We start from the raw sequence: 17619 nt of genomic DNA, 5'->3' as shown, positions 1-17619 counted from the left end.
TCTCCTTTTATAAAAAGCCCCCATGTTAGGAGGCTTCTTTTTCATCTTTGAAATATAGTTCTAACCATTCTTCTTCAGAGATTGGTACATGACATAAATTACGGAAATCACAATAACGACACATAATGTCTAATGCATTCCCTTCTTTCTCAGGTAGTTCTCGACGATCTACATAATCAAGAATTTCTTTTATGTCCGCTTTAACTTGTTCAACCAACTCTTCATTGTAATAGACATGGAAGGACTTAGATTCTTGTGTATCTTTGTTTTCGTAATACACCATACCTCTTCTAATACCAGTTAGATAGAAATACAATTGCAACTGCATTTCATGTTTCTTATCTGGCTTAGATTTCGGTAACTTAGCATAGTTCTTATTCTTAATTGACTTGAATTCGACAATAAGGATATGATTAGCTGGACCACGATAGACTTCTTTGTCTACCATCTTTGTCTTTTCTATGCCTTTCTGATCTTTGTACTTCTCCGGAACCTTGGCTGTTAAGACGATATCTTCTGCATCCTCTTCGTCATCTGACTTTAGATAATTCCAGATGATAGCATCTGAACGTCCACTTATGCGTAATTCCTCATCTTTTAATGAGAGTTCGGGAGCAATAAGGATCCCCATCTTTTCAAAGATATCTTCCATTCGATTATGAAAACTTGTTCCATTCTCCATAATTAAAAGGTTTTGTCCTGGTATCGGTTTAGTTGGATAACCCAACATCTGATAAACCACCGCACGTTTACACCTTCCAATTGAAGACGGATAGAACTTACCTAATCGTCCTTGGTCGATACGCTTTTGTTGATTGGCAGCATTCTCTGTAGTGAGAAACTGATGGACCATATCTATGATGTCTAAATCGCCATATCGCTCTTTAATTTGTTTTATCTTTGACACTTCAACTTCTAGTTGAGCTGTTGACACTTTATCACCTCTTTTGAAAGGAGTTTTACAATGGAAAAAAAATATGAATTTATGGACACCGACAATCTTTACGGACAACGTAAAGATGATGAAAAGAACTGGGAGGAGTTTGGTGAACTCGCCCAAGAAACCTTTAAGAACTGGACCAAATACAATGATGGAACTTCGGGTGTAAAAGCTAAGACATGGCAAGATTCTGGTCGTGGTTGCGTAAGATGTGGTGGCTCCCTAATGGTCTTTGAAGAAGCTGAAAACGGAAACGTTCTTCTAGAATGTAAAAGTTGTGGTTATCATCAGTGGAATGCTGACATAGCACCATACAGTCAAAAAGAACTAAAACAGATGGACAAAGAAGCCAAACAAGCTGGTGCCACTGGTGCCCGTCATCTTCCTGATGAATTATATAGAACTATACCGGATTCTCTTATTCTGCAGTATGTAGAAATGAGAGAGAAAAGAGCGCAGGGGTATTAAGCCCCTGCTTTTTCTTTTTTTGTATAGCTAATCTTTTCTAATGCTTCGCCAACTAATGCAAGTACAGACTCTTTATCTTCTTCGTTGTTTGCAAAATCCAAATTATCTACATTGATTAAGATTTTTGGAGAATGGTCATAGTCTTGGTACCATACGTCATACTTGTCATTTAGTCGTTCCCAATAAGCCATTTCTACTTCGCTTTCAATACCTCGTCCGCGATTATCAATTCGCTGCTTTGCAACTTCAGCACTGCATTGTAGGTAGATTAATAGTTCAGGTGGTTGAGAATGCTCTAGGATTTGATCTAGTAACTTTTTATATGTACGATACTCTTCCCATGTCATACCTTCTCCGCCGTCCTCAAGATCTTCAGCTAACATACTTGCAAAGATGTTATCACCGAAAATTGAGCGGTCTAAAATACCATGACCTTCATCATGAACTTTCTTAATCATTTCCCATCGCTCATTTGCAAAGAAGATTTGTGTTGTAAATGCCCAACGAGTTTTCTTAGCGTAGAATCGATTTAATAATCGTTCCGCATCAGGGTTTCCTAGTTCTTCAAAAATAGGAATGTTAAATCTTTCACTTATTAATTGCGCTAGAGTTGTCTTGCCAGCTCCAACGACTCCATCTACCAATAGAATGGTCATCGCCCCATCTCTCTTTTCTTAGTTGTTCTTTTTCTTTTTGATATAGAAAAAATATAGTATGGCCAAAGAACAAAACCAAAAAGAAATGTTAGGAACTGATACTTACCTTCATTTGCTTTATATATTTTGTACTCGGCCAGTAATTCACCTTTTTCAACGTACAGGTCTTGCAGCTGTGCATAATACTCAGCTCCTTGAGGAGTTAACTCATACATAGCTACCATTTCACGTAAGAACGCTTCTTTATCTCCTGCTTGTCTTATCATGGTATAAATACTAATCATATGTTGAAAGCCATAAACAATCCCGGTAACAACATAAAAGGATACAAACAATACAATCCACATACTTATCTATACCCCTTTTCTTTGCAATATTCGATAAGGGTAGCTTCGTCACCCATTACAAACATTTCAACGCTGTCCTCAGTTTCTGTATGGATCTCAACTTTATAAACAAACACAACTTGAAAAGGGTTGTCTTCATTCATCCACGCTCCAACAGACACAGCAACAAAAGTTCCTGGTACGTCGTAAGCATCGACAAACTCATCTACCATTGCATTATTGATTTCATGTCCAAATAAATCCGCTAACATTTCCTGCGGCATTGGAATACCATGATTAAGTTTTTCGTTCCAACTATCAAGAATACGAAGTAATACTCCATAATTCTTATTCATATAGTTGAACATTTTCTTTCGTAAGTGAAACTCAGAAATCAATACACCACCTCCAATACTCGGTCAGACTGTTCTTTCTCGTAATGCTTAATCTCTTCATCAGAGATGCATTCGATTTCGACTTTAGTAGTTCGGTAACCGTATCCTGGTACATCTTTTATGACGGCATACACTTCGTACACTCCGTTACCCAATCCTGGGACAAACGAAACCATTTCATGTAACCTTTCTTGAGAACCAAATAAAAACATACGTCCCATTTCTACTTTTACTGCACCTAAGCATATTCGCCCAGGTGTTAAGTCTTCTTCTTTAATATCGAAAGAGTAATTCAATGTGGTACTCCCCTTTCATTCTCAGAATGTATCCATTTGATTTTTACTTTGCAACATAAAAATAAAAAAAGACCCAGGATTATTTTCCTGAGTCTTCTATTCGTATAGCTTTTGGGAAACTCAATACAAAAGATGTTTTACCATCTGGTGTGCCTTGAGCAATTATTTCCCCTTTATATATATTCATTACTTCTTTAGCAATTGTTAATCCTAAACCAGAACCTTGTTTAGTGTATTCTAAATTCTTCCCACGATAATACCTGTCAAAAAGAAATGGAATTTCTTTAGGATCAAGAGGAACTCCTTTGTTTGTAACAGAAATAGAGACCGTATTATCATTAGTTTTAGAAATTACGTTTATCTTGACGCAGGTTGAATCAATCGAATACTTAACTGCATTGTCAATGACTGGATTCATCATTAAGAAGAAATGATTTCGATCCACAAATATCTCAACACTTTCTGCATCGTAACAAGTATCAAAAATAAAATCCGGATATGATTCCGCTTTGAATCGTAGCAAATAATTAATTAGATGTTTTACTTCATAATAGTTTGCATTATCAATATTCGTTATTTGTTTTAAACGAGCAAGTTCTAAGATCGTTGACATAATTGATGTGACCCTAGCAATATTATCCTCTATAGCAAGTAGTTTTTCATCAACCAATTCCTTATTCTCTTTACCATAAAATTTAATCATATCAACAGACTGTTTTATTGCCGTCAGATATGTTTTTACTTCATGAGATACATCTTGCATGGAGTTTAGGTTGTTCTGTACAAGTTCATTCATCCTATCTAAAACAGCATTAAAACGATTAACAATTTTAGATATTTCTTCTCCGTACAAAGGATCTTCTATTTTTATTTGATAATTATTTTCTACAACACCTTCAAAACTTGTATCAATTGCGTTTTGTAGTGGTCGAAATATAAACTTCAAACCCGCCAATGCCGATATGACTGAAAAGAAAAGAAACCAAAGGAACATGTATAGAAGGCTCTCTAAACCGATCATTATCTGCATTTTCAAATTTGTCGTTATATCTCTTTTTATAGTTATTTTATCAACATGATTTTCATGCTTAAAAGAATAAGAAACGATACCATATGCTTTATTTTTCTCATCAGAATAAAAACTATAACTAGCCTGTTTTGCAGAAGAATCTAATTTATTCATATGTGCCCTAATGGAATCAAAAAAAGTTGGGACAAATAAAGTTAAGAGTTGAGACCCAAACAAGCCCAAATTCTCATCACTATCAGGGGGAGAATAATAATTATACTCTCCAATCCCAGGTTGACCAATTCTTACTTTTATCGACTCGCCTGAGTAACTCAAAAACTTAAAAAAATTGTCATCAATCTGCTGCTTTCCTCCACCATCTTGTATTAGCTCTAATTTTTTTTGTATTTTTTCTGCCCTAGAAAACATGCCCTCAAATTCTCTTTGAGTTGTAAGTTGTAGTTCGTTATACATGGAAAATAAATTTACTGGTATTGCTGACAGAAGAATAAGTCCTATAGTAAATGCAACCACTTGAACACGTAATCGGTCGCGCTTCACGAAATTTTTGAGGAATTTCCTAATCTTGTTTCTCATTAGGCATCCCCCTCTCCTCCTGATACGATGGGTATAGATAATGTAAAGACCGTTTTTCCATCCGTACTGCTTTCTACATTAATTTCACCATTGTATACATCCATCACTTTTTTCGATATGGTTAAACCTAGTCCAGATCCTTTTATTGAGTTATCAAGATTACTTCCTCTGTAATACCTATTAAATAAAAACGGAATTTCTTCTTCTTTAATTTGATGTCCCCAATTGATGATATCTACGTACAAACAATTCGGGCATTCTACATTCTTAATATGGACAATAACCTCATTGCTATGCACAGAATATCGAACTGCGTTTTCAATAATTGGATTCAGGGCTAATAAGAAATGTTGCTTATTAATAGCAATAATAGAATGTTCTACGTCGCATTTGCTAGTGAAGTTGAATTCTGGAAAAACCTTTCTCATGTACTCCATATACTCGTCAATTACCTCTTTTATATTGGTATCTTCTGCAGGACAAAACTGAGCGCCTCGATCTAATTTTGCTAAGTCAAGGATTGTAGACATAACTTTTGTAATTTGCTCAACGTTATCATCAATCGCTTTCAGTTTTTTCTCTACCGTTTGTTTATCATCTGTTCCAAAATACCTTAGAACATCTACAGATTGTTTAATTGAAGTTAACTTATTGTTCACCTCATGAGAAACATCCTGAACTGATTCTATGTTGACTTCTATAATCTTTTGCATTCGTTCTAAAATGTCATTTACTTTATGCTTAACACCACTAATTTCTTTCCCATACATCCCCGTTACTTTTATTCTTGTTTTGTAATCCGTTTCTTCTAACTCAGAAAACATCTTATCAAGAACTTTCCCAAGTAGACGGAATACAAGTCCAAGACCAAAATAAGAAAAAATACTTGAGAAAAGTATGATATATAATATGCTTAGAAAAAATAATTTTTGATATTTTTCTATAGGCTTTATAACAGTTGGTGTTACACTTCTTTTCACCAATACTTTATCAGTATGATCTATATGTTTAAAAGTATATTTATAAGTCATATAATGAAGACCGCTTGTTTCATCTTTGTGAACGGTTAAGTTACCCACTTTTTCTATTTCTTTTTTATATCTTGCAGATAAAACTTCTATTATAAAGGAGGCGATTTTAGCATTCGCACCTTTTACCAAATCTTCTTCTTCATCTTTTTTGCCAAAGAAAACATGTTTGCTACGATCATCTGTAGAAGAAACTGTTATTTCTTCACCTTTAGATACAACACCTTCAAAAAATTCTGGGGACACTTTACTGACTCCTCCAGCTTCCCAGACTTCATTTTCAATTTGAACAGATCTATACTTCATTCGGTTGTAAAACTCTTCCCCACCTTCTAAAATATCAAAAATGAGAAATGTTACTAGAATAGGAATAGTAACCAAAGTGACGGCAATAACTGCCATTGCCGTCAACTTTCTACGCAACCTATTTTCTTTTGCTCTTCTAAGAATTAAAGACTTCAAGGACATAACCTTTACCTCGAACTGTCTTAATAATGTCGATACCAATTGAGTTTCTCAATCGGCGGATATTTACTTCTAAGGTGTTTGTTTCTTGCAGTTCTGAAGGGTCATACCCCCAAATATTCCTATATAATTCTTCCTTGGAAATAATCTTACCTTTGTGAGCAACAAAATAATGTAACAGCTCAAAAAGTTGATTGGTTAAATGAACTTGTTTACCATCAACAGTTACCTTGTGCGTTAATAAATTGATTTCAATATTTCCGCACTGCGTAACTCCATCATTAGAAGATTCACCAGCACTAGTTCTTCGTAAGACTGTTCGAATTCTTGCTAATAGAACTGTAAGATCGTATGGTTTTGTAATATAATCTTCAGCTCCCATGTCTAAACCTTGCATGATATCTAATGGTTCATTTCTTGACGTTAAGAGAAGATACGGGATTTTCTTGTTTTGGTTTACAAGCCTTGCAACTTCTAAACCATTTGAAATACGAGAATCTATTCCAGCTGCAGTTTGCTTTAACATGACGTCTAATATCATTAAATCATAGTTATTCTGTATTGCAGCATTAACAGCTTCAACACCAGTAGTAAACCACTCTACATGGTAATTTTCGCTTTTTAAAATCATTTCAAGTGTGCTACCGATTTCATATTCATCTTCGAGTAATAATATTTTATACAATTTATTACCTCCTACAGGATTTTTGCGTGCAAAGTATTGTAGCGCAACATGAAAAATCCTGCAAGAAGATGAAAACTACATGGTAGGTGAATCTAATTTCCCATAAGTTTTCTTTTTGTATGTAATGCAATCAATATCTGTAAATAATACTTCATTATCATATCGTCCAACCTTGTATGTGCTATCCCAAAGTCTCACGCTATTTTCAACCTTTATAGTTGTTCCATCTTTTTTAGTAATATTTACAGTGACTGCATTAGACAAATCCTCTTTAAGAATACGGAATAATTCTATGTTACGCTTCATTTCTTCGCTTTTGTCGTACTCATTAAATTTCTGTTCAACAAACTCAAGAATCTCTGCGTATTTGTCTATATTTATATTCTGCAAACCATCTTTTATAATATCTTCTCCGCGAATGTATTTAATCATGTATTTAAGTTTGCCATCATTCCTAAGTGATTTAGTAAGTGTTGTATTTCTACAAATGAAATCAATAGGTTTCTTTCCATTCACATACCAATCAAAAACAGAGCTTTCATACTCATGATCTTTATCGGGTTCAACACCTAGCATTCTTTTCATAGCAACTGCCTCTTTTAAACTTTGCTGAAGATGCTCCTCCATCTCCTCGTCTAATTCTTCTGCTGTATATATTTTCATATCCTCAACCAACGGCCTAATTTCTTTTGAGCGATAATCAGAAGCAAATATAATAGCATCCTTATCTATCAGGTATACACCATCAACTTCTAAATAATTATTAAATCTGCCAAAGCTATTAGCTGCATAAACATCCTTATTGTATCTAAGAAGAATAAACGGAATTGCTTTAGCATCTTTTACAGATAACTTTAGAATTGCTACTTCCTCAAACCTATCGGATGAGTATGTTGATGCAACCTGACATTCCCATACAGACTCTTTATCTTTTGTAATAAAGTCCCTGAACTTTTGTTCAGTAAATATAGGATACAACGATTTCTCTCTTAATGCCTTACTCATTTTTTTCCACCTCATCCATTATTTTTATAAAACAAAAAAAGAGAGGGTGTTAACCCTCTCCTTGTCTGACTATGCAGCTTTAGCAATTGATTTCTTTTTAATAGAAGCAATTAATCCATTCATCATGCTTCGCTCAGATTGATTTCGTTCAATAACAGCTACACCAAGCTTACGTTTTTCTTCCAATGTTTCTTGGATTTTTTCATCAATCGTTCCCATTGTTACCAAGCTAATAATATCAACTACGTTATGTGTAGAACCAATACGGTGTACACGCCCTGCTCGTTGTTCAAATGTAGCTGGGTTCCACGGAGAATCATAATTAATAAGTGTATTAGCAAATTGGATATTCAAACCGTAGTTCCCTGCATCTGTTAGCACAAAGAATTTATACTCAGGATTTGTCTTAAACGTTTCTAGCTGCTCTTGTCTTTGAGCAGAAGACATTGATCCATTTAGTAACGCTACCTTACCTAATGTACTCAGCTCTTCATCTATAAGCGTTTGCATTTTAGCAAATTGAGTAAAGATAACAATTTTGTTTATGCCTGCTTCTATACGTTCTTTACATATATCCACTAGTTCTGTCAGCTTCGGAGATTTAACGTTTTCCGGAATATATGCTAGGTAATGCTTAGACATACCACTTTGCCCCATCTGAAGTAAAGCAGGATGGTCTGATGAAGCAACCATCATATATAAGTAACCTAGTACTTGATCTTCCTTCTTACGTTTCTCTTCAACCCAATTGCCTTCTTGATCATACTGACCATTTACTTGTTGGGAAGACAACTCTTCTAATAGAGTTAGGAAATCTTCCTGAATCTTGTTGTATAGATTGGCTTGAGCGTTATTCATTTCAACATCTCGACGATGGAAAATCATTGGTGGTAAGTCTTGTGCAACATCTTTCTTTAAACGACGAAGCATGTAAGGGGAAATAATGCGGCGAAGTTCACCCAATCGCTTGTTTCCAATTGGAACGAAACGTCTACCAAACTTGGAAGCGTAAACAATGTATTTCTTTCTGAATTCGGTAACCTTACCTAGTAACCCTGGTTGTACCCATTCAACTAAAGCATATAGTTCTTCTACGTTATTTTGAAGTGGCGTACCAGTACTTGCGAATCGATATGTAGAAGGTAATGCATTAACTGCTTTATAGGTAATAGACCCCCTATTTTTCAATCGGTGGGCTTCATCAGCAATAATTACATCATAATGAAATTCCTTCATCATATCACTCATGCTTCGAACTAATTCATAATTGACGATACCAAATAAGTAATCGCCATTAATGAATTTAAGAAAAGCTTTATTTTTCTCTTTTGTATTTTTACCATCAATAACAATATTGGTATGCCCCAGGAATTTTTCAATTTCTGAAGACCACTGATATTTTAATGAAGACGGACAAATAACGAGAACCTTTTTTACTTTTCCTTGTTTCCATAACATGTGAGCAGCACCCATTGTTTGCACCGTTTTTCCCAATCCCATGTCATCTCCGATAATACCGCTTTTGACATGAGTTAAGAAGGAAATACCTTGTTGCTGAAACTCATATGGCTGTAATTTAAAATCCGAAAAATCATCTAACATAGGGAACTCAGGAAGTAAAACTTCTTGAATCCCCTTAATACTTTCTATAGTTGTGTGCCAAGCGGTTATATCCTCGTAGCGTTCAACAAAAGCGTCTACATGACGTTTTGGAACCATCCACTTATATTCCTGCTCAATATAATATGCACCCGGTAGTGACCTCATGAAGTCCGTATATTCGCGGAACATTTGAGTAGATAGTTTCGTTTCAATACGAATGTCTAATTGGTCACCCTGTAAACGGAGTGAAAACAATAGCGGGACCCTCCTATTCGATTGTTAGTTAAGAAACTCTATCTTTATATCTCTTCGTCCGAAATCATACATTCTGTCAGCATCGGTCATGTAGATATCAACTATGTTACCTTTGATAGCTCCACCACGGTCTTCTACTGTATAGATACCGTTGATAGATGGATAAGATTCACATGTGATTCTTACCTTCGTACCAAATGGAACTGAACGGTCCATAGCGATCATACCTGGTTGTACTTTCTTACCTGAAGCAGTAAGACCTGTTACCCCTGGCTCATTTATCATATAAGCAGTACCAACACCCATGATTGTTTTAGAAACACCAGCATTCTCACTAGTATTCTTAGCAGGAGCTGCAGCTGGAGTTGGGGTTGGAGCAGCGCTAGGAGTTGGATTAGAAACAACAGGTTTTACAGTGTCTGATTTTGGTTTATCAGACTTTACTGGCCTGGCAGACTCCTTCGCTTCGCGTACTTGCTTAGCTAATTCTGCATTCTCTGCTTGAAGTTTTTGATTATCTTCTAGAGACTTTTGTTTCTCTTGCTCAATAGCTTCTTTACTATGTTTTAGCTCTTCCATTTCTACGGAAAGCTGTTCTGTAGCAGATTGAATTTGCTTCTTCTGCTCTTCTAGCGTTTTGTTGTTTTCTTTAGCGGTTTTCAATTCTAGGACAGTTTTATTGTGATTCTTTTCTAAGGCTGTTACTTCTTTGTTTAGTTCTTGAATCTCGTGAAATTGAAATCCTACGCCGCTAGCCACTACGATCGCTGCTGTTGCTTTCAAACAGTTTTGTATTACTTTGCCCTTTGTGATTTTTTGTTTCATGTTGAATCAAATCCTCTCATCGTTGTATTTCTGCTGTATCATGTGTGAGAAGATTACTAGTTTATTGGTATGGAGAAATAAAAAAAGAGCCCTCTAAAAAAAGAATGGACTCTTTATATATTGGCTTTCTTATTCTTTTACTTCAGGAAATTCTTTTTTTTCGAACCATTGATGACGGCAAGCACGCTTTAAGCATGTGTACTTAATTCTTGTCTTCCATTCATCTTTATAAGCACGAGGGTTTTCGCACTCAGGGCATGTATTCTCGACGTAACGATCTTTGTATGTATTACCCTTGGTCTTATGTCCTCTTGATTGTGCATTGTATGATACGATTTGTTTGTTCTCCATATAAACTACCTCACCTCTACGCAATGTTTACAACAGTTGTTTCTACCTTAAAAACCATTTAAATTACAATATAAAATGTCCAAGTAGAAACATAAGCACTTACACATCGATTTGGCAAGTGCTTATTGTTATCTATTTTTATTTTTTCTTGTTGTAATGTTCTAAAAGGTCATAAAGAAGTGATAAACGCTTTTCTTCGAAGATTTGCGTGAGTTTGAAGTCGTTTTTTACTGCTTCTACATGATCGATGTCACCAGCAACTAAGTGTTCGACATCTTCCATGATTGTTACTAACTCTTTATGTGCAGTACCAAATTTCTCTTCAAAATCTTTTGCAAAGAGAATAGGGAATGAAGCATAGATACGGTTAAATTCATTAATCATATGACGATGAATATATAACATGTACTCCTTCATTTTTCGAATCTCTTGTAAGCCAATAGATACGGCTCTTGATTCTTGTTCTCTATTAATAGGAGGTAAAGGTACTCGACCTACAAATTGCTCCCACTGTTCATCTCCAATAGAAGGAGGAATATAGTTTTCAGCTGCTTTCTCTGCATCTTCATGAGAAAGCGTTTGATTTTCTTCTGCTCCAAATAGAACATCTTCTAATTTTTCTTTAGGTTGGTGAACTACAGCGTCCGGCTCTTTCTTGTTGTCGTCTAATAGCCCACCAAAAGTTTCTTCAAATACATTTGACTTTTTTTCTGATTTTTCATTGTTTGACATTATATTTACTCCCTTGTTATATGAATGAGTTTATTGCAATTTGAACATGTATAACGGATCTCGTTTCTTTCAGGGAGCTCATTAAAACCTACTACTTTTTCAGCCGAATCTTTTTCATAGTTTGCAAGAACGCAAATCTCTTTTCTTAGATATGCACTACCGCATTCGCACCTTGTAAAATCTTCATGAAATCTCATTGTAAAACCCTCTCTTGGATATCATTGCTGACTAAAGTTAATTCTGACATATTCAGCAATAATATACCAATTAAAATAGAATGAACGTTCGATGACATTTTTTTTATTTACATACAAGTCTGATTATTTATATGTATACAAACAAAAAAAAGAAAGCCGCAATCATAAAGATGCAAGCTTTCTTCGCTCATTACTCCCACCACCAAGAGATGCCACTTGTAATAGCTTCTGCTTGTTGTGTTTGAGTAGTAGTGTCAGATTTAACAACTGATTTATCCGAATCAGCTGCAAATGTAAGGATCGTTGCTAAAGCAATAGCTGTTGAAAGACACACGACTAATTTCTTAAACATTGGTTTTCACCTCCGTAATCGGTTTTACATATTGTATTTCTGGCCTATCTTTCCTTATCGCAAATACTAGAAGGATTACGAATAATAAAGAAGAGCTGATAGCTAGGAATGTGATATTTAAATCAATACCTCTTACTTGCGACAAAAAGAATGACGCTGGCAAATAAATTGCTCCAAAAAGGGAAAGTCCTACTATTAAATGCTTCTCTCTCTTAAAACGTATTTTTTCAAAATCAAAATTGAAATTCCAGTCTTGAGAATAAAGAACAAACGCCAATGTACCATAGATAAAACCAGAGGTAATATCCATTGCGTAATTTCTCCAAATATGCTCTTTTAGTTCAACAGGACTAAAGAATCCAAATGAACAATACATAATCGCAATTTGAATAAGTAGCGGAATGACTACTCCACCTGCAACTGTCACTATAAGTGACCAAATTACAGGAACTTTTTCTACAGCTGCTAGGTAAAGGAAAGATATGACCATACCTATTATAGGCACCAAATAACCAAGCCCTTCATGCTGCTTATTAAAGTATATAGAATAATTAACCACACTAGTTAAAAAAGAAATAACTGAAATTATAGTAATGTGCCTATGGAATCTTAAACGGAATAAGGAGCACATAATAGCATAGTTACCAATTCCTAATATAGTTTGGGACAAAACAAACCATCCCAGATTTGCAGAATTCAAATACTTCACTCCTAAAGTCTTTAAATATAAGTTCTATTACTATATTTATTCTGCCATATTCCGTAGTAAGATACCAATTAACTTTAGATAAACGTTCCATGACAACTTTGTCATCTTTCTGAGTATTCTATCCAATCTGTCTTTTTAATTTTTCATTTTCTTCTCTTAGACTTCTCAATTGTTGATACATCTCAATCTCTTGATCAAATGACTTTACTAAGTAAATAGAGTCGTCATTTTTGTATCGGAATGGAATCACCCAATAAGGACGATTCTCTTGAAAAGCTTCGAGTTCTTGTTTTAAAAGCCAGTCTTTCGGAATACTTATTGTTTTTTCGCCTCGTGCGTTGATAGTACCTCGTTCTTTACATTCCATTAAGTAGTCTTGGGTTTTAATGTCTCCTTTTGCATACCACAAAGCTCCGCTGTTCGCTTGACGTTTTGCGTCTACGATTGGTTTATTCTTCATTGTTGGTGTGGCACCCATTGACGATAATATAATAGAAGGAACTGGTTTTTCTATCGGCTTAGGATGTTCTTCCTTCGCCGGTTCATCAACTTGTATACGAGGTTTTTGAATCTTTGTTTTCTTGTTCCCCTGCTTAAACAAGTCCTCTTGCTTATTTACTTTGTTGAAAGCAGCGTTCCATCTTTTTGTTACATCTTTTTCAAAAGCCATACCCTCTTTCTTCTCACTTTTATGAGTTCGGAAAGCAGCATTACGCTCCGCTTCTTTATTTCTTTCTCTTGCTTCTAGTTTACGTTGTCTTTCTTCTTTACTGTTCTTATAAAGACGAACTCCATCGCATAAATGACAGAGAGCCGAGTTTTCGCACTTGTTATGTGTTTCTTCATTACACTTATGCAACTAGACTCAACTCCTCGTCGCAACTAGATGTTTGCTTGAAATTAGAAGCATCTTCATTTAAACCTGTGATGGTAACTACTCTGTGTTTATAACAAACAGCTTGGTATCTAGATGTGACTAGAATGTAATGATCTTTAACTTTGGATTTCTTTTTGTATTTCACATCACGAGCAAGATCTCGATTTATTTGCATCACAACACGTTTTTTAGAAGCTGTTCTTTTCCCTACACGTTGCTTATACCTCCTGACAGCGTGTTCCGTAATCGTCATCGTAAGTTTCTCCTTTCTTTATTTTTATGAGGCTCTACCTAAAGAATTAAATGAGTCTTGCGAAACCATTAAATCCTTATCTAATTTAAGTAAGCCATTGATTGTTATTAGACGATTTTGCTTGTTAATAAGAACATCTAAAATTCCTTTAATAAACATGTATCGTTCTGTTGATTCTCGCTGCATATCATACAAAGTTAATCCTTCTTGGGTAGTAACTTTTCTTACTTCCATAACAGCGTTACGCTTTCTTTCGTCTTCATTCTTTCCTGTTAAGCCGACACGCTCAATCTCTTTCACCATTAAATCAATTCGTTCTTTAGATGATTCTAAATCAGAGAATTGAATACGAAGAGTTGAGTATATGTTATCTATTCTTGATAAAATACTAATAGCCATCGCTGGGTTCACATCGGTAGGAATGTTAATAGATTGTGTATCACGATTTAAAGTATTGCGATAAATTACCCACTCTTGTGCTGTCATATCAACAATTGGATTCATGCACTATTCCTCCTTACTTTCTGTTAATAGGGATAATGTGCGCTCCAAGATTTGTTGATGCAATTCTTCGACGGTTAATGTTCCATCTAGAATCATTGCATTTCCATCTTCCTCTTCTAACTTCATATAACGAAGATAAAGATCACGAGCTCTTGTTAATAATTCCTTATCGCTTTCATACTTGTCGTTTTCACCATGCTTACCTTTTCGCTTCATTGATTCTTCCGGTTCAATATCTAAAAAGATTTGGAAGTTAGGCTCTGGCATACGGTCTAGTAAACTTGCTGTAAAATCGATATCAACACCATTTGCTGTACTATATACAAGTTGGCTTACTAAGTATCGATCTAATATAAGAACATCTAATTTCTCAGATAACTCTTCAAACCAGCTAAGTTGAGCATACTTATCTGCTGCCATAATACATTCAATTGCAAGTTGCCCCGGATTATATTCTCCATCAAGAAATTGACGAATTAACCCACCGGTTGGTGTATCATAACGATGGAACTCAGATTGTTCTACGTTATAACCGCGTTCATATAAAGCTTTGTGTAGCTTGTCTGCTTGAGACTTCTTACCTGACTTATCTAAACCTTCTAATGCTATGATAATCATGCTGCGCTCACCCCACCTGTGCTACCAAATCCTCCAGTGCGAAGTTCTGATGCATAATCATCATCGGCTGTAAGATAAGGAAGGAAAATACCTTGTGCGATACGATCTCCATGTTTTACAACAAACGGTTCTGTTCCTTCATTACGAAGTAGAATTCGAATATGGTTACCATAGAAATCAGCATCGATAACGCCAGTTGCATTCTGTAAGGTTAAATCCTTCCCATAAGCCAAGCCACTTCTTACAAATAGAGCTAACCATTCATCCTCTTTCATATAGGCAGTTAACCCTGTATTAATAATCGCTTTTGAATTCGGCGGAATAACATAATCACCGATTGCAGCAATATCATATCCTGCAGCGTTAAGAGTTTTACGAGTTGGCTTTAATACTGAAAAGTTTTCAAAGTGCTCTTTAAAATCATCTAACACTTCAAATCCTCTAGTCTTTTTGTTTTTAAATAGTTTTAAAATATTCATGTTGGATGTTACCTCCTGGAGAATAACGACTTAAGCCGTTTGTATCATGACCGTTTTATAATCGTCTGGAATCTCTCCCAAGAACGGACTAGGTTTTTGCCTAATCGGTTTCTGGGAACCGTACTCATATTTAAAGGCTGAATGAGTGAGGTACAGTCGTTTTCCAGCTCTGGTCATAGCTACATACATTAAGCGTCGCTCTTCTTCCAAGTCTGAGAGTTTTTGCTTAGAACGATAATGTGGAAACACATCATCTTCCAATCCAATCACGAATGTTTCAGGCCATTCTAAACCTTTAGCAGAGTGAACAGATGTTAAAGTAACGAAATCAGTTTCATCTTCATCTGAATCACCATCTAAAGTGATTTCAGAAACAAATTGAGCTAAGGAGTTAATTTCTTTTTCCTGTGCATCCCAATGACGAGCGTAGTCACGTAAATGAGTTACGTTTTCGATTCTAGCTTCATCTTCTTCTTTTTCCTTATCAAACTGACCCATAAAATCTGTCTTCTTAATAAGTGTTTGCATAAATTTAGTAGCAGAGAATTCACCGACTAATGCTAACTGACTAAGCTCTTGCATTAACGTCGCAAATTCTTTAATCTTTGCAACTGTCGATTTATTAATCTTTGATTGAGCTGCTACTTCATCAATGTTTTGTAAAGCAACAAAGAATGGAATTCTTCTTTCATGAGCAAACGCATAGATTTTTTCAATCGTTGTTTTACCAATCTTACGACTAGGTACATTGATGACTCTCTCAAGTGCATAATCATCTGTTAAGTTATGACTTGCACGAATATATGAGACAAGATCTTTGATTTCTTTTCTATCATAGAAAGAAGTTGTTCCAACAATCTTGTATGGAATGTTTTCATCACGTAAAGCGAGTTCTAAATGCTTTGACTGGAAGTTCATTCGATAAAGAACAGCGAAGTCTTTCCAATCACACTGAGTCGCCTTTCTCATATTCACAATCATTCGGGCAACAAAATCTGCTTCCCTAGATGCATCATTGAATCGGAACACATGAATGTCATCCCCTACTCCACTTACAGAAAAGGCTTCTCTTTCTAATCTCATTTTGTTGTTACCAACTAACGAGTTGGAAGCATTTACGATTTTTTGAGTAGAACGATAATTTTCTTGTAACAATATCAGCTGAGTTTCCGGATGGATCTTCTGATAGTTTAAGATGTTCTCAATTTTCGCTGCACGGAATGAATAAATAGATTGATCCGCATCACCAACTAAGAAAATGTTTCCGTGTTTTTGAGATAACATTTCAATCAAATCAAATTGAATTTTGTTGGTGTCCTGAAATTCATCTATGAGAATGTAGCGGAATGTGTTTTGATATCTCCCTAGTAACTCTGGATTATTTTGAAATAGATGAACCGTTTTAAGTAGCAAGTCATCAAAGTCAAAATAATTATGAATAGCTTTTAAGTCTTCATATCGTTGATAAATATGAGAAACAGCAAGCTTCTCTTTATCTCCTGTATTTTCGGCCTGTGCTTGACCAGGACTTATTCCTGCATTCTTCCATGTGGAAACTTGAGACATCAGATTATAAACAATTGTCTTGTCCGCTTCTAATCCTAATTGAACAGCTGCCGTCTTCATAATTGCCTTTTGGTCTGTATCGTCCATTAACGTAAACATATCTATTCCTAGATGATGAATATTAGTAGATAGGATACGGTTACAGATACTATGGAATGTACCAATCCAGCTCTTAGAAGCCCGACTATCCATACCAGCTACTCGTTCCTTCATTTCTTTAGCAGATTTATTCGTAAATGTAATGGCAAGAATACGCCAAGGATCTACACCCTGCTCCAGTAAATAAGCAATACGAGTAGTTAACACTTTTGTTTTTCCCGAACCAGCTCCGGCCAACACAAGGACTCGTCCCTCTGTTGTTAAAACTGCTCTTTGTTGGCTACTATTTAATGTACCCATCAAAGGATTCTCTACTGTAGCTAACAAATT

Annotated in this window: 22 protein-coding genes; 1 reads left to right on the top strand and 21 read right to left on the bottom strand. The window is 35.5% G+C overall.

Going from position 1 to position 17619, the window contains the following annotated elements; all coding sequences use genetic code 11:
* Positions 1-25 precede the first annotated feature (25 nt).
* Positions 26-934 carry a CRISPR-associated protein Cas4 gene (locus F3I02_RS00515; RefSeq protein ID WP_196477314.1) on the bottom strand — a complete coding sequence of 303 codons (909 nt, stop codon included), beginning with the start codon at positions 932-934 and terminating at the stop codon, positions 26-28.
* Positions 935-964: 30 nt separating this feature from the next.
* Between F3I02_RS00515 and F3I02_RS00510 the strand changes: the two genes are divergently transcribed.
* On the top strand, positions 965-1408 hold the full coding sequence (locus tag F3I02_RS00510; RefSeq protein ID WP_098265122.1) for a hypothetical protein: 444 nt from the start codon (positions 965-967) through the stop codon (positions 1406-1408).
* Here F3I02_RS00510 and F3I02_RS00505 read toward each other — a convergent pair.
* The 20 genes from F3I02_RS00505 to F3I02_RS00410 form a co-directional block, all read right to left on the bottom strand.
* Positions 1405-2064, bottom strand: coding sequence for a deoxynucleoside kinase (locus F3I02_RS00505; RefSeq protein ID WP_196477313.1), 660 nt, complete (start codon positions 2062-2064; stop codon positions 1405-1407). The two genes, F3I02_RS00510 and F3I02_RS00505, sit on opposite strands and share 4 nt — an antisense overlap.
* On the bottom strand, positions 2061-2411 hold the full coding sequence (locus tag F3I02_RS00500; RefSeq protein ID WP_196477312.1) for a hypothetical protein: 351 nt from the start codon (positions 2409-2411) through the stop codon (positions 2061-2063). Before F3I02_RS00500 ends, F3I02_RS00505 begins: the two co-directional genes overlap by 4 nt.
* Before the next feature lie 2 nt (positions 2412-2413).
* The gene (locus tag F3I02_RS00495; RefSeq protein WP_230876734.1) at positions 2414-2788 is read right to left on the bottom strand and encodes a hypothetical protein; all 375 of its coding nucleotides are present in this window, start codon (positions 2786-2788) and stop codon (positions 2414-2416) included.
* Positions 2785-3081, bottom strand: coding sequence for a hypothetical protein (locus F3I02_RS00490; RefSeq protein ID WP_196477311.1), 297 nt, complete (start codon positions 3079-3081; stop codon positions 2785-2787). Before F3I02_RS00490 ends, F3I02_RS00495 begins: the two co-directional genes overlap by 4 nt.
* A gap of 79 nt (positions 3082-3160) precedes the next feature.
* On the bottom strand, positions 3161-4687 hold the full coding sequence (locus F3I02_RS00485; RefSeq protein ID WP_196477310.1) for a HAMP domain-containing sensor histidine kinase: 1527 nt from the start codon (positions 4685-4687) through the stop codon (positions 3161-3163).
* Positions 4687-6183, bottom strand: coding sequence for a sensor histidine kinase (locus F3I02_RS00480; RefSeq protein WP_196477309.1), 1497 nt, complete (start codon positions 6181-6183; stop codon positions 4687-4689). The genes F3I02_RS00485 and F3I02_RS00480 overlap by 1 nt, the downstream gene beginning before the upstream one ends.
* Positions 6158-6865 carry a response regulator transcription factor gene (locus F3I02_RS00475; protein WP_196477308.1) on the bottom strand — a complete coding sequence of 236 codons (708 nt, stop codon included), beginning with the start codon at positions 6863-6865 and terminating at the stop codon, positions 6158-6160. Before F3I02_RS00475 ends, F3I02_RS00480 begins: the two co-directional genes overlap by 26 nt.
* 75 nt (positions 6866-6940) lie before the next feature.
* Complete coding sequence (locus F3I02_RS00470; RefSeq protein WP_196477307.1) at positions 6941-7870, bottom strand: hypothetical protein; 930 nt, start codon at positions 7868-7870, stop codon at positions 6941-6943.
* A 69-nt stretch (positions 7871-7939) separates the two neighbouring features.
* Positions 7940-9727, bottom strand: a complete 1788-nt coding sequence (locus tag F3I02_RS00465; RefSeq protein ID WP_196477306.1) for a DEAD/DEAH box helicase — start codon at positions 9725-9727, stop codon at positions 7940-7942.
* 24 nt (positions 9728-9751) lie between these two features.
* Positions 9752-10552, bottom strand: a complete 801-nt coding sequence (locus F3I02_RS00460; RefSeq protein ID WP_196477305.1) for a 3D domain-containing protein — start codon at positions 10550-10552, stop codon at positions 9752-9754.
* Positions 10553-10681: 129 nt separating this feature from the next.
* Entirely contained in the window at positions 10682-10903 is a 222-nt protein-coding gene (locus F3I02_RS00455; RefSeq protein WP_196477304.1) for a zinc ribbon domain-containing protein, read from the bottom strand.
* A gap of 138 nt (positions 10904-11041) precedes the next feature.
* On the bottom strand, positions 11042-11635 hold the full coding sequence (locus F3I02_RS00450) for a hypothetical protein (RefSeq protein WP_196477303.1): 594 nt from the start codon (positions 11633-11635) through the stop codon (positions 11042-11044).
* Positions 11636-12022: 387 nt separating this feature from the next.
* Positions 12023-12184 (bottom strand): hypothetical protein, encoded by a 162-nt coding sequence (locus F3I02_RS00445; protein ID WP_180358550.1) that lies wholly within the window; start codon positions 12182-12184, stop codon positions 12023-12025.
* Positions 12177-12893 carry a hypothetical protein gene (locus F3I02_RS00440; RefSeq protein WP_308018090.1) on the bottom strand — a complete coding sequence of 239 codons (717 nt, stop codon included), beginning with the start codon at positions 12891-12893 and terminating at the stop codon, positions 12177-12179. The genes F3I02_RS00445 and F3I02_RS00440 overlap by 8 nt, the downstream gene beginning before the upstream one ends.
* Before the next feature lie 118 nt (positions 12894-13011).
* The gene (locus F3I02_RS00435) at positions 13012-13752 is read right to left on the bottom strand and encodes a hypothetical protein (RefSeq protein ID WP_196477301.1); all 741 of its coding nucleotides are present in this window, start codon (positions 13750-13752) and stop codon (positions 13012-13014) included.
* Positions 13745-14023, bottom strand: coding sequence for a hypothetical protein (locus F3I02_RS00430; protein ID WP_000156298.1), 279 nt, complete (start codon positions 14021-14023; stop codon positions 13745-13747). The genes F3I02_RS00435 and F3I02_RS00430 overlap by 8 nt, the downstream gene beginning before the upstream one ends.
* 24 nt (positions 14024-14047) lie before the next feature.
* Positions 14048-14527, bottom strand: a complete 480-nt coding sequence (locus F3I02_RS00425; RefSeq protein ID WP_196477300.1) for a hypothetical protein — start codon at positions 14525-14527, stop codon at positions 14048-14050.
* A gap of 3 nt (positions 14528-14530) precedes the next feature.
* On the bottom strand, positions 14531-15145 hold the full coding sequence (gene tmk / locus F3I02_RS00420; protein ID WP_196477299.1) for a dTMP kinase: 615 nt from the start codon (positions 15143-15145) through the stop codon (positions 14531-14533).
* The gene (gene dut / locus F3I02_RS00415) at positions 15142-15624 is read right to left on the bottom strand and encodes a dUTP diphosphatase (protein ID WP_196477298.1); all 483 of its coding nucleotides are present in this window, start codon (positions 15622-15624) and stop codon (positions 15142-15144) included. Before dut ends, tmk begins: the two co-directional genes overlap by 4 nt.
* A gap of 30 nt (positions 15625-15654) precedes the next feature.
* Positions 15655-17616: an ATP-dependent helicase gene (locus F3I02_RS00410; RefSeq protein ID WP_196477297.1), complete on the bottom strand. Its 1962-nt coding sequence runs from the start codon at positions 17614-17616 to the stop codon at positions 15655-15657.
* Positions 17617-17619: the final 3 nt, after the last annotated feature.

The sequence above is a fragment of the Bacillus sp. SRB3LM genome (genome assembly GCF_015712745.1).
GTDB classification, from domain to species: domain Bacteria; phylum Bacillota; class Bacilli; order Bacillales; family Bacillaceae_G; genus Bacillus_A; species Bacillus_A thuringiensis_K.
This window is presented reverse-complemented; position numbering and strand designations above follow the sequence as displayed.

Excerpts from the sequence above, each read along its gene's own strand:
- F3I02_RS00510 (WP_098265122.1), top strand. The coding sequence starts at position 965 with ATGGAAAAAAAATATGAATTTATGGACACCGACAATCTTTACGGACAA.
- F3I02_RS00505 (WP_196477313.1), bottom strand. The coding sequence starts at position 2,064 with ATGACCATTCTATTGGTAGATGGAGTCGTTGGAGCTGGCAAGACAACT.
- F3I02_RS00500 (WP_196477312.1), bottom strand. The coding sequence starts at position 2,411 with ATGTGGATTGTATTGTTTGTATCCTTTTATGTTGTTACCGGGATTGTT.
- F3I02_RS00485 (WP_196477310.1), bottom strand. The coding sequence starts at position 4,687 with ATGAGAAACAAGATTAGGAAATTCCTCAAAAATTTCGTGAAGCGCGAC.
- F3I02_RS00480 (WP_196477309.1), bottom strand. The coding sequence starts at position 6,183 with ATGTCCTTGAAGTCTTTAATTCTTAGAAGAGCAAAAGAAAATAGGTTG.
- F3I02_RS00470 (WP_196477307.1), bottom strand. The coding sequence starts at position 7,870 with ATGAGTAAGGCATTAAGAGAGAAATCGTTGTATCCTATATTTACTGAA.
- F3I02_RS00460 (WP_196477305.1), bottom strand. The coding sequence starts at position 10,552 with ATGAAACAAAAAATCACAAAGGGCAAAGTAATACAAAACTGTTTGAAA.
- F3I02_RS00455 (WP_196477304.1), bottom strand. The coding sequence starts at position 10,903 with ATGGAGAACAAACAAATCGTATCATACAATGCACAATCAAGAGGACAT.
- F3I02_RS00450 (WP_196477303.1), bottom strand. The coding sequence starts at position 11,635 with ATGTCAAACAATGAAAAATCAGAAAAAAAGTCAAATGTATTTGAAGAA.
- F3I02_RS00445 (WP_180358550.1), bottom strand. The coding sequence starts at position 12,184 with ATGTTTAAGAAATTAGTCGTGTGTCTTTCAACAGCTATTGCTTTAGCA.
- F3I02_RS00430 (WP_000156298.1), bottom strand. The coding sequence starts at position 14,023 with ATGACGATTACGGAACACGCTGTCAGGAGGTATAAGCAACGTGTAGGG.
- F3I02_RS00425 (WP_196477300.1), bottom strand. The coding sequence starts at position 14,527 with ATGAATCCAATTGTTGATATGACAGCACAAGAGTGGGTAATTTATCGC.
- tmk (WP_196477299.1), bottom strand. The coding sequence starts at position 15,145 with ATGATTATCATAGCATTAGAAGGTTTAGATAAGTCAGGTAAGAAGTCT.
- dut (WP_196477298.1), bottom strand. The coding sequence starts at position 15,624 with ATGAATATTTTAAAACTATTTAAAAACAAAAAGACTAGAGGATTTGAA.